Raw genomic sequence first — 12,156 nt, 5'->3', positions numbered from 1 at the left:
TTTAGACAATCCAACTGGGTGAAGAAACAATAGATATTTACACTAGCCCCAAAAAGCCTCTTAATTTATTTCGTGAACATAAGACCTCTTCCCATTTCCGCACCTAGCTATCAAAAGTTACGTTCAAGTTAGATTCAGGTATCCAAATTTCTATTTTGTCTACCCTTACAAAAGGGAACAGTAATACGAATTTCACCAACAAAAGAAGCAAGAGAACCGTCCCCTGCTTTTTTTTTGTTATTTAGTTATTGATATACTTCTCGAACACTTTACCGAAGTCTTTGACGCGATATTGTTGACGGACCGAGGTGAGCCAAGTGTACCCAAAGTTCGTCAATTCATTGTATTGTTTTTCGAGATTCGTATCTATAGGGCGTGTGTTTTGAAGAATCGTAACCGCTTTTTCTAGGCTTTGATCTGCTAACTCAACTAATATACGATTTTCACGCATGTCTTCTGATATACGAAGAAGCGCTTTATATAAATCTTTTAGCTTTTCGATTTGGTCTTTTTGCACATCGATGCTGTAATGTTCATTCCCAAGACGGAACTTGATTTCAATATCGAGGTCAATCTTGCCTGCAGTCTCAAGTTCCACGTCTTCAATTTTATTTTCAGAGTACAAATAACGCTTCAAAGTTCGCTTTGAAGATGTAGCGCTTTTCCCATCAACGTGAATAAGCGCAAGATTGGTAAAGCAATATTCATCAGCCTTGGTTTTGATTAAAAAATAGATTTTTTCATCGTCTTCAGTAAAGACATAGTCATCTGCGTCTGTTTTGTCATAATCTACGGGGTCGATAATTTTCCCAATATCAGATAAACCTAAAGCGTCTGCTGCAATTTTTTTAAACATTCTTTTCCCAACCTTTCTTTTTATGTTAAATATTGTAACAGGATAACGCATTTAGAAGCAAGGGACGGTTCTCTTGCTTCATTCTTCCTTTTCCTATAAGTAAGGTGTAATCCATCCTGATCAAGACTGAAATGAACTGTGCTGATAAAGGTGAAAATGACCAAACATTGAAATTTTCGTTATTAGACGAATTTATGGGTGAAGAAACAATGGAAATGAACACAAGTCCCCAAATAGTCCCTCAATCTATATCTCGATCGTCTAACCTTCCCATTCCCATACTTAGCTATCAGAAGCACAATGAATCATTTAAGATAAAACCTGGTAACCTAGATTCTATCTTGCCCATCCATCCAAAAAAAGGAATAAAAATACGAGTTTCACTGCCAAAAAGAAGCAAGAGAACCGTCCCTCTGCTTCTTATCTATTTGTGATTGCCATCGCTTCACTAATTCTTTCAGCATATTCTTGGAGAAGTGGTAGGAACTCATTTGTAATTACTTCTTTAGAGATTCTGCCTGCATGGACGGAGCAGTTGATGGCCGCGATTACTTTCCCATTCGCATCTCGTAGTGGAACTGCGATGGACCGTAGTCCTTCTTCAAACTGTTGGTCGACGCCTCCCCAGTTTTTTTCAAGAACGTCTTCCAATGTGATACGCAATTGGTCTTTATCGAGTATCGTTTTATCAGTAAATTTTTCGAGGTTTAAACTGGTTAGGTATTTTTCTAGCTCTTCTTTAGGTAAGTTTGCCAGTAATACATGGCCCATGGATGTTGCGTATGCTGGTAACTTAGATCCGACGTCTAAGTTGATGGACATAATGCGCTTAGTAGAGACACGTGCGACGTAGATAATATCTGTTCCATCTAATATAGAAATAGAACAGGATTCTCCGGTTTTATTGACAAAATCACGCATGAACGAGTGGGCGATGTTCCATTTGTTATTAGATGATAAATAGGTATAGCCGAGTGAAAGTGTGCGAGCAGTAAGGGAGAATACTCCATTACTTGATTCTGCAAAGCCGAGATGCTCCAGTGTCAGTAAGATTCTGCGAGCAGTGGGTCTACTAAGGCCTGTAATTTTAGAAACATCGCTAATCTTTAAAGCTTTGTTATTTTGGGAAAACGCTTGAATTACCTGTAGTCCTCGATCTAATGATTGGATGAAGTCACCTGATTCTTTAAAATTATCTAATTGTTCTGTTGACAAAGATATAGCCCCCTATGTTAAAATGAACTTGTACGAATAAAGAAGTGATGTACGTATACCGTACATTATTAATAGTTACTTTTCAAGTACTATTTCAATAAGTAAAGATTAAAATTTTTTTGCGGAAATATGAATGCGTTTACATGGGTGAATTGATACAACTTGGGGACGAGAAAACAAACAAAATCAAGGGGGAAATGATGATGATGGAAACAGCTGTAAAGAACGCACGTGTATTAGAGGCATACGAAGGTTTTGTAAAACATATGAAAGCTTTCTTGGATGAGCAACAATTCAATCATGAAGAGTATACGAACTTTGTAAAATGGGCGGATCGATTGGGTAGAAGTGGAGAGATTCCGTTGTTCCTAGATGTGTTCGTTGAAACATACGTATTAGAAGCAAAATATAAAAACTCTCCAGGTACTGAGCCTTCATTATTAGGACCTTACTACGAAGAGAATTCACCTTTACTAGAGGGCTCTAAAGTTGTTATTCCACAAAGAGCAGATGAGCCAGGAGATAAATTAAAATTCTCCGGTAATGTCAGTTCAGTAAATGGTCCTATTGGAAAAACAAAAGTTGAGTGGTGGCAAGATGATGCAGATGGATTGTATTCAAACTATGATTCAACTGCACCGGAATTCAATTTAAGAGGTCAATTCTTTACGGATGAAAATGGAGATTTTGAAGTAGAGTCTATTGTACCTATTCCTTATCAAATTCCAACGACTGGTCCTACTGGTGAATTCACTTTTGCAGCTGGCTACCATGCTTATCGTCCAGCTCATATCCATATCAAATTCGATCACGAAGGTCATGAAACTTTGATCACGCAAGTTTTCTTTGAAGGAGATAAATGGTTAGAAACAGATGTTGCAAGTGGTGTTCGCTCATCCCTTACTACAAAACTAGTTGACAAAGGTGACTATAAAGAAGCTTCGTTGAACTTCATCATGCGAACTGAATAATTCGTGCATTCCATAGCTGTCGAGCAATCTTGACAGCTATTTTTGATAATAGACAAGAAAGTAAATAGTTTCCGGTGATATTATGTCTAGCTCCAAGCGCCAGCCCGCACCTAAGCTTCAGGCTCTCATGCGAAAGCAAGCTTTCGAATCGACCCTTCCAGCGCCGGCGTCGGGCTAGAGTGGCGCTTTGCGCATTTCTTAATAGGAATGGGATTGTTTTACATACAAAAGGTAGAAATGGAGGGGCATTATGGAGTTATATAAAGTGAATGTGAACGGGAATGACATACAAGTAGCGGATTATCCGGGTGAAAAAGGACCGATTATTGCCATTCATGGGCTTACAGGTACTCATAAGAACATGCACTACTATGCTGAGAAGTTTAAAGGAGATTACCGTTTTATATCGGTAGATTTAAGAGGTCGTGGAAATAGTGCAGAGACTGATGCAGAAACTTCTATTTTCAAGCATGCAGATGATATTTTAGGCTTGATCGCTGAGTTAGAGATAGAAAATCCAATTCTATTAGGATATTCGATGGGTGCTTTTATCTCCTCGATCGTTGCAAGCAAGTTAGAGTCAGTGCAGGCTTTGGTTTTATTGGATGGGGCTGCGAAAGCAACGGAACATCAGCGGGGAATTGTTCAGCCTTCTTTAGGAAGAATCAGTAGAGAGTTTACTTCCAAAGCTCATTATGCAGAAGAAATTAAAAAAATCTATGCAAACCTAGGTATTTCTTGGAATGATACGTTACAAGACACGGTGGAATATGAAGTTGGAGATACAGGTGATCATTGGGAGAACAAATCAACAGAATCTCGTATTGTGGCAGATTTTGATAGTTTCTATACATTTAGTCCGAAAGAGAATTTTCCGAAAATCGACTGTCCGGTACTTCTAGTGTATGCAAAGGGCAGTATTGGTTCGATGGGACCACTGTTTTTCTTAGAAGATTATGAAGAAACACAGCAATATGCAACTAGTTTGGAAACGGTTATATCCGATTGCAATCACTACACAATGGTGTTTGAAGAGCGTGAGGACATCAATGGCTATATTGAAAAATTCTTGAATGGGGTGAACTAGATGAGTAAAGGCTTGGAGTATTTTAAACAAGTATACGATGAGGTTCCAGGATGGGTCCAAAAAATGCATGATTATAGTCCAGTTGTGCTGGATCATTATACAGCAATTCGTGGTGAAATCATGCAAGATGGGTCGCTTACTCGTAAGGAGAAAGATGTACTAATCGCGACTATGAATGCGGCAAGATTGTATCCAAGAAGTATGCTTTACCATACGAAAGGGGCGATCGATTTTGGTTCGACGATTCCTGAAATTGTGGAATACTTTTTAGTTGCATATTTGTATGGCGGTAACGAAGCTCTTAAGGTTTCCCTGGAGGCACTTGCATATGCACTTGAGCTAAAAGGTGTTCAAGTGGCGCAACCAGCGAAGGATCCTAAAACAGTAGAAGAGTTGTTTGACACAATGATTACGTGGTTAGGAAACGAAGATACAACCTTCTTAAAAGAGTCTCTTTCAGTAATTCAAGGTGGGGACGAAACGAAGATTGAAGAAAAGCTGATGAGTAATGGGCAAGTATCGACTCGTTTGAAGCATTTGAGCATGGTTGGAAATTATACGACACAACTTCGCGGAGCAGAGGCGGCAGCGTGGATGGAAAAAGCGCGGAAAGCAGGAGCTTCAGAAGCTGATTTAGCAGATGTCGGCTATATTTGTATTTTAACAGCAGGCATTCCATCGTGGTTCGAGCTTAGTGATTCATTAAAAATAACTGAAAGATAAGGAGGGGCATGTATGTCTAAAATTACAAATAGTATTCAGGATGCTCTATCCTGTGTGGAATCTGGAAATACGGTATTAGTTGGTGGTTTCGGATTAGTAGGAGCACCGCTTTCATTGATAGAGGGTTTAACGGAAAAGGATGTAAAAGATTTAACAATTGTCAGTAATAATCTCGGAGAATCAGGTAAAGGTTTAGGTATTTTGTTAAATCAAAACAAGATTAAAAAAGGTATAGGCTCTTATTTTACAAGTAATCGTGATGTGGGTGACAAGTATCAGAAAGGGGAAATAGAGTTGGAATTACTTCCTCAAGGTACATTAGCGGAATCATTACGTGCAGGTGGGGCAGGCCTCGGGGGCTATTATACGACTACTGGTGCTGGAACCGACCTTGGAAAAGGAAAAGAAGAACGGGAAATAGATGGCGTGACGTATATTTTCGAAAAAGCAATTCGTGCAGATGTAGCTTTAATACGTGCACATAAAGCGGATACACTTGGGAATTTGGTTTACTACAAAACGGCTCGTAATTTTAATCCATTGATGGCAACGGCCGCAAAAAAAGTAATTGTAGAAGTGGATGAAATTGTTCAGCCTGGTGAGTTAAATCCAGAAGAAATTGTTACTCCATTTTTATATGTGGACGTGATAATCGAAGCACAACAAGTATTAACGAAGGAAGGAGTTGTGAATAGATGACTAAGACGAGTAAAACAGATATGCAGCATGTAATTGCAAAGCGTGTAGCTCAAGAGCTGGAAGGTCCTTGCGTTGTTAACTTGGGGATCGGTATTCCCACTTTAGTTGCAGAGTATTTGGATGCGGAGGATATTTACCTACATACGGAAAACGGATTACTTGGAGTCACAGATGTGGAAGCAGAGGAAATCGATCCTAATCTTGTGAACGCTGGAAAGTTACCAGTTGGAGAAGCCATTGGTGCATCGTATTTCAATAGTTCGGATTCGTTTGCGATGATTCGTGGTGGACATGTGGATGTCGCCATTTTAGGTGCCCTGCAAGTGGATCAAACCGGTGTGATAGCCAATTGGGCTGTTCCTGGCAAGAATATTATGGGCGTCGGCGGTGCGATGGATTTGTTAGTTGGTGCGAAAAAAGTCTTTGTGACGATGAGTCATACGTCGAAGGACGGGAGTAGCAAACTATTAAAAGAATGCACATATCCGATTACGTCCACCCGAAGTGTGGATATGATTTTCACAGAATTAGCTGTGTTTGAAGTGGTGGATAAGCAATTGAAGCTAGTAGAGTTAATGCCAGGAGTAACAATAGAAGAAGTACGAGAGAAAACAGAAGCTAATTTCGCTGAGTAAATGAGGAGAGTTGGTTGAAGATGAAGATACGTTCGTTCGATGTATATATCCTGGATTTACCGACAATTCGTCCACATCAATTGGCGATGCATACAATCGTGTCACAAGCGATTGTCGTTGGGCGTGTGACGGATGAGGAAGGTCAAGAAGGATGGTCAGAGGTAGCGACGATTGGTGGTGCTTCTTATGGGGAGTCAACACCCGAAGCGATTAAAGCAAATATTGATACGTATATTGCTCCTTTAGTGATTGGAAAAGATCCAGTTCACTTCGATAAGATTATGTTTGAAGTCTCGAAGTTAGTGCGAGGGAATAATTTTGCCAAAACGGTTGTAGAAACAGCTATTATCGACTTAGCAGCGAGAAGTAAAGGGGTACCAGCATTCGAATTATTTGGAGGTCAAATCCATACTTCATTGCCAATCGCTTGGACGCTAGCAAGTGGGAAAACAGAAACAGATATTGAAGAAGCACAAGAATTCTTGAATCAAAAACGCCACAATATTTTTAAGTTGAAAATAGGTAAGGGCGATCCGTTTAAAAATGTGGAACATGTTCGAAAGATTAAGGCAGCTGTTGGAGATCGGGCACGAATTACCGTCGATGTCAATCAAGCTTGGGATGAGGATACGGCAAATTATTGTATCGCTGCATTAGAAGACGGTGGTGTTTCAATGGTTGAGCAGCCACTTCCTACGTGGAATTATGAAGGCATGGCAAGACTCACTACTAGATTTAAAGTGCCTATTATGGCAGATGAAGCGGCAAACAGTGTGCAGGATGTATTCCAAATTGCGAAACACCGTGCAGGAAATTGTATCGCGCTTAAGCCTTGTAAAGCAGGTGGATTAACTCAGACGAAGAAAGTAGCTGGCATTGCGGAAGCTGCCGGACTTGGTTTGTATGGAGGTACGATGATCGAATCTAGTTTAGGTACGGCTATTTGTGCACAGTTATACGCAACTATTCCAGAAATGAAATTTGGCACAGAGATTTTCGGTCCTTTATTGTTCAAGGACAATATTACGGTGAATGACATGCAATATGAAAACTTTGAAGTGATCATTCCAACAGGACCTGGTTTTGGTATGGAAATCGACCGCGAAAAAGTGATGCATTATGCGAGAAGCGAGGGATGAAATCTTGAAAAATGTAGTAATCGTAGATGCGGTGCGTACAGCTATTGGGAAGCTTGGAGGCAGCATAGGAAATGAAACAGTGGATTTCCTTGGGTCTCATGTCATTTCAGAGTTGGTACGCCGTACAGAGTTGGATAAAAGTGCAGTTGAAGAAGTTATTTTAGGACAAGCCAAACAAAGTGCAGATGCATCAAACTTAGCAAGGGTTGCGATGCTTCGTGCTGGAATTCCAGTAGAAGTGCCTGGCTACACGGTTCATCGTCAGTGTGGATCTGGTGTACAAGCCGTGAATTCAGCAGCCCAACAAATTCAAACAGGGCTAAGTGACATTATTATTGCAGGCGGGGCAGAGTCGATGAGTACAGCACCCTATTATGTGAATGGGGTTCGATTCGGCACAAAGTCTGGAGATGTCTCGTTGAAAGATCCGAATACTGCAAGTCAACCTGGATCACAACCAAGAGAAGTTTACGGGGATTTGAATATGGGGATTACTGCAGAAAATGTTGCAGAGAAGTATGGGATATCTCGTGGAGCTCAGGATGAATTCGCATTGATTAGTCAAGAAAAAGCGAAAAATGCGATAGAAAAAGGGTATTTTGAGAAAGAAATTGCTCCTTATCCTGTGAAAACACGTAAAGGAATTATTGAGTTTAAAGTGGATGAGCATCCACGCGAAACAACATTGGAGAAGTTGGCAGGATTGAAGCCTGTTTTTAAAGAAGGTGGTACAGTAACTGCCGGAAATGCGAGTGGCCGAAACGATGGAGCAGCTGCATTGTTAGTAATGTCTGAAGACGAAGCATTGAAACGTGGATATAAGCCAAAAGCGCGTATTCTAGCTCAAGCTTCTGTTGGTTGCTCACCAGAATTGATGGGGATGGGCCCTGTCTATTCAATGTTGAAAGCATTGAAACAAACGAATTTAACAATGGCCGATTTAGATGTTGTAGAGCTTAACGAAGCTTTCGCAGCACAAGCTGTTGCATGCGTAAATGAGTTAGGAATAGATGTTGGAAAAGTAAATCCGAATGGAGGAGCCATTGCAATGGGTCATCCAATTGGTGCAACAGGTGCCATTTTACTGACGAAATTGATACATGAACTAGAGCGTACTGGTAAGAAATATGGCGCGGTGACCTTATGTATCGCAGGTGGATTAGGGATCGCAACAATTGTGGAAAATATGCAAGCTTAGGAAGCAAGGGGACGGTTCTCTTGCTTCCTCCTTTTTTGACAGATACCTGTGCTTAAATGCATAAAATCTATCCACTACAAATGAATATCATTAAAAGCCACTTCCATCATGCTAAAGCTGATAAAAGTGGCTTATTTATATTTATTCATGCCAAGGAATGGTCATCGGTAAGTTTTTTTAAGGTTATAGTAACAGAGATTACGCACGAACATACTACAGAAACCTGATTAAAATTAGTGTTTCTCCCTTGTGTCAAAAACAATCACATTAATTAAAACCAACGTGATTGTTTATACTTTCAGGATTGTGTTGGACACCGCGGCATAGGTATCATCGGGAGATGTAGAATTCTCACTTACCATGTTATTAACCTTTTTGATTATTTCTTCGATCGAGCAATCCAAAGCATGGGCTATCTCTGTAAACAATAAAGTTTGTATGGTATTTAAAAGTGTAAGATCTTGATCAGGAAGTTTCATATTTTGCATGCTAAGTTCAAGTTTTTTCCGCATCAACGTATTAATTACTAGAGCAATCTCTGTTCGGTTTCCTGTTTTTACCGTAATGCGATATTTCTTATTACGCAGTCTTAAGTCTTCTATCCAACTCGTACCTGGAAGTCTAAAGGATTGTAAAATTTCTTCAGCCTCTTCACGATTCAACAACTTAAGCATAACCACTTTATCATTATCGACAGGGATACTAATTGTTAAATTTGACTGTCCAACAGGATGCAAATCATAATAGGTTCTGGTTCCATCAGAAAAAGTTTTTTCACATATATTATCAATTTGGCACAAGCCATGTATTGAATAGATAATTACATCTCCAATGTTAAACATAATAATTACCACCTATCTTTAAAATCGTCAACTTAGTTTACAATATACTTTATTTTATTGTATTTTTCAATAATTGTCAACTTTGTTGACAATTTAGAAAGATTTTCATATAGTAATAAGCAAAGAAAAGGTCGGGGTGAGAGGTTTGAATTGTGAATTACAAGAATTAGATTTTATTGACTTAATAAGCGAGCGACATGTTCAACTTCGAAGCATTATTGAGAAATTGTGGAATGATACTAGCGATATATATATATCGATTTCAGAATGGTATATTATGGCAAGAGTTTATAAAAAGCGGCCAACGATTTCATACGTTACCAAACATGTTGACATTTCTCGGCAAGCAACGCATAAATTCATTAAAAGTCTTGAATCAAAGGGATTAGTTATAATTAGCAGCTTAGAAAATAACAAAAAGGATAGGTGTATACAGTTAACTAAACTAGGTGAAGAATGTTATGAGGAAAACAAATCCTTAAAGGCAAATCTCGAAAAAAAAGTCATTGATAAAATTGGATATGAAAAGTTTCAAGTTCTTAACGATATTTTGAAACTAGATTGGGGTTTATAACCTAAAACCTCGCGTCCAAAGGTAAACAAATCGGATTATTCACTCTCTCATGCCAAAAGTTAGGGGAGTGGCTTGTTAATGTTTATTCAAGACAATGAACTTCCCTATTTTCTCGCACAACTAGCAGGAGTTCAGAACACACTTCTCGAATTAGTACCAAAATGGATTTCAGGAGGAATTTGGATGGGGATTTTAGATGGTTTAATGGGTAATGCATCGGAGATAGAAAATGACAAAGTAGAGAGTGAACTGAAGGATTTGCTAGCTCCTACTGAAAAGGTGGAGCATGCGTATAAGCTTATTCGGGATCTAATTGTTTTTACGGATAAACGATTATTACTTATTGATAAACAAGGTATGACGGGGAAAAAGGTAGAATATCATTCGATTCCATATAAAAGTGTAGTGCATTTCTCGATTGAAACGGCGGGCACTTTTGATCTGGATGCAGAATTAAAAATTTGGCTATCGGGAAGTGCTGCACCCATCCTGAAAAAGTTCAATAAATCCTTAAATATATACAAGGTTCAAAGTGTGTTAGCAGCGTACGTCATGAAGTAATAGATCGAAGAGGAGTGACAGGTACCTGAGCAACGATTTGCCCAAACTCAAGCTTATCATCAGAAGACACTGGATTTGCCGTCAATAAAGTCTGCGAAAATAGAAGCTAAAACAAGAAAACATGGTGAAGTAAGGAATCTTGAAGTAAGTACACATAGAGGAGCTAAGTGATCACGTCACTTGGCTCCTTTTTTATATAGAATTTGGGCGACAGTTTCTCTGTCCATAGGGACTTGTCAGCTATTTTGAGCTTCCAGATAAATAGCAGCAAAAGTTTTAGCTGTCGTTTCCATCGCAGGTTCATGGAAATCGAACTTCTCATGATGATGAGGGAATACGACACTTTCATCATCCATCTTTGCACCCACAAAGAAAAACGCCCCGGGTACTTTTTGTAAGTAATATGAGAAATCTTCCACCGGCATAACGGGATCAATATCAACGTACGATTCTGGACCAAATGTGTTGGTTGTGGCACGACGCACAACGTCCATCTGCTCTGGGTGATTCCATACAGAGTCATACCCTTTTTCAACTTGGACTTCAACAACACAGCCTAAAGCACCACCGACAGATTCAGCAATCTCTTTTACGCGTCGACTTGCAAGTTGTCGCAAGTCCTTATCAAATACTCGAATCGTACCCTCCAATACTGCCTTTTCAGGTATCACATTATCCGCATCTCCGGCATGGAATTTACCAATTGACACGACAAGCTCTTTCAAAGGATCAGCGTTACGGCTAACGATGGACTGTAAAGCAACCATTATATGACTGGCACCTAAAATCGGATCAACACCGGTGTGAGGTTCTGCACCATGCGTTCCCGATCCATTTACGATAATTTTAATCGCGTCTTCCGCTGCCTGTAAATAACCGTCTCTACCATAAATGTAACCTGCATTCAGCTTCGATTGAAGATGGGCACCGTAAACGAAATTCACACCATCAAGGCATCCATCCTCAATCATCGCTCTGGCTCCGCCTGGTGATAACTCCTCGCCAAATTGATGAATTAATACAATATTACCCTTGAGTTCAGCTTTTACAGCATTCATCACTTTTGCAAAGCCGAGAAGTGAAGCGGTATGGCCGTCGTGCCCGCAAGCATGCATCACACCTGGAACAGTGGATTTATAGGGCACATTTTTAGCGTCCTGAATCGGTAAAGCATCAAAATCAGCTCTAAAAGCGATGGTTTTCCCAGGCTTTCCACCACGAATTGTCCCAACAACCCCTCTGCCACCAACGCCTCTCTTCACTTCAATGCCGAGTTCTTCCAAGTAGGTTGCAATGTATTCGGGCGTATTTACTTCTTGATGAGAGAGTTCAGGGTGCATATGTAAATGCCGTCTTATTTTCCTCATTTCAGTCATATTTTCAGAAATACTAGTAAATATTGTGTCCTTTAACATATTAAAACCTCCTGTATTTATTAGGGAAATCCCTAATTGGTGACTAATTATTTTCAGCACTGTCTAATCATTATACTGAATTATTTATTCGCTAGCTTTTTGTTTGAGAATAAATGGTGAGTCATAGAATTGCTCGCTCCCTTTCGTAGGGGAGAGAGGCGGTATCGATATTGAGGATTAATGCTCGTAGCAACATTCTCGACATTGGTGGGACTAATACTTTCATTGTATTATTATTATT

The 12,156-nt window shown here is 39.6% G+C and carries 13 protein-coding genes; 9 read left to right on the top strand and 4 right to left on the bottom strand.

What is annotated here, in order from left to right; translation table 11 throughout:
* Window positions 1-241: 241 nt before the first annotated feature.
* On the bottom strand, window positions 242-856 hold the full coding sequence (locus tag GY23_RS08970; RefSeq protein ID WP_075618850.1) for a PH domain-containing protein: 615 nt from the start codon (window positions 854-856) through the stop codon (window positions 242-244).
* 420 nt (window positions 857-1,276) lie between these two features.
* On the bottom strand, window positions 1,277-2,071 hold the full coding sequence (locus tag GY23_RS08960) for an IclR family transcriptional regulator domain-containing protein (RefSeq protein WP_084544076.1): 795 nt from the start codon (window positions 2,069-2,071) through the stop codon (window positions 1,277-1,279).
* A gap of 143 nt (window positions 2,072-2,214) precedes the next feature.
* Between GY23_RS08960 and GY23_RS08955 the strand changes: the two genes are divergently transcribed.
* The 7 genes from GY23_RS08955 (at window position 2,215) to GY23_RS08925 (ending at window position 8,523) form a co-directional block, all read left to right on the top strand.
* On the top strand, window positions 2,215-3,042 hold the full coding sequence (locus tag GY23_RS08955; protein WP_245827617.1) for a dioxygenase family protein: 828 nt from the start codon (window positions 2,215-2,217) through the stop codon (window positions 3,040-3,042).
* A gap of 250 nt (window positions 3,043-3,292) precedes the next feature.
* Window positions 3,293-4,129 (top strand): alpha/beta fold hydrolase, encoded by an 837-nt coding sequence (locus tag GY23_RS08950; protein WP_075618848.1) that lies wholly within the window; start codon window positions 3,293-3,295, stop codon window positions 4,127-4,129.
* Complete coding sequence (locus GY23_RS08945; RefSeq protein ID WP_075618847.1) at window positions 4,130-4,852, top strand: carboxymuconolactone decarboxylase family protein; 723 nt, start codon at window positions 4,130-4,132, stop codon at window positions 4,850-4,852.
* A gap of 12 nt (window positions 4,853-4,864) precedes the next feature.
* Window positions 4,865-5,551, top strand: a complete 687-nt coding sequence (locus GY23_RS08940; RefSeq protein ID WP_075618846.1) for a CoA transferase subunit A — start codon at window positions 4,865-4,867, stop codon at window positions 5,549-5,551.
* Complete coding sequence (locus GY23_RS08935) at window positions 5,548-6,186, top strand: 3-oxoacid CoA-transferase subunit B (protein ID WP_075618845.1); 639 nt, start codon at window positions 5,548-5,550, stop codon at window positions 6,184-6,186. Before GY23_RS08940 ends, GY23_RS08935 begins: the two co-directional genes overlap by 4 nt.
* Before the next feature lie 20 nt (window positions 6,187-6,206).
* Window positions 6,207-7,325 (top strand): muconate cycloisomerase family protein, encoded by a 1,119-nt coding sequence (locus GY23_RS08930; protein WP_075618844.1) that lies wholly within the window; start codon window positions 6,207-6,209, stop codon window positions 7,323-7,325.
* Window positions 7,326-7,329: 4 nt separating this feature from the next.
* Window positions 7,330-8,523 (top strand): thiolase family protein, encoded by a 1,194-nt coding sequence (locus GY23_RS08925; protein WP_211270656.1) that lies wholly within the window; start codon window positions 7,330-7,332, stop codon window positions 8,521-8,523.
* 290 nt (window positions 8,524-8,813) lie between these two features.
* Here GY23_RS08925 and GY23_RS08920 read toward each other — a convergent pair whose 3' ends face one another.
* Window positions 8,814-9,365, bottom strand: a complete 552-nt coding sequence (locus tag GY23_RS08920) for a CarD family transcriptional regulator (RefSeq protein WP_075618842.1) — start codon at window positions 9,363-9,365, stop codon at window positions 8,814-8,816.
* A gap of 145 nt (window positions 9,366-9,510) precedes the next feature.
* Here GY23_RS08920 and GY23_RS08915 point away from each other — a divergent pair, with 145 nt between their 5' ends.
* Window positions 9,511-9,939, top strand: coding sequence for a MarR family winged helix-turn-helix transcriptional regulator (locus tag GY23_RS08915; RefSeq protein ID WP_075618841.1), 429 nt, complete (start codon window positions 9,511-9,513; stop codon window positions 9,937-9,939).
* Between the two features lie 183 nt (window positions 9,940-10,122).
* Complete coding sequence (locus tag GY23_RS08910) at window positions 10,123-10,500, top strand: PH domain-containing protein (protein WP_075618967.1); 378 nt, start codon at window positions 10,123-10,125, stop codon at window positions 10,498-10,500.
* Window positions 10,501-10,736: 236 nt separating this feature from the next.
* Here GY23_RS08910 and GY23_RS08905 read toward each other — a convergent pair whose 3' ends face one another.
* Window positions 10,737-11,915, bottom strand: coding sequence for a M20 metallopeptidase family protein (locus tag GY23_RS08905; protein ID WP_084544075.1), 1,179 nt, complete (start codon window positions 11,913-11,915; stop codon window positions 10,737-10,739).
* Window positions 11,916-12,156 lie beyond the last annotated feature (241 nt).

Source organism: Paenisporosarcina indica, from assembly GCF_001939075.1.
Lineage (GTDB): Bacteria > Bacillota > Bacilli > Bacillales_A > Planococcaceae > Paenisporosarcina > Paenisporosarcina indica.
The sequence above is the reverse complement of the archived record's forward strand: the minus strand, read 5'-3'. Positions and strand labels throughout refer to the sequence as shown.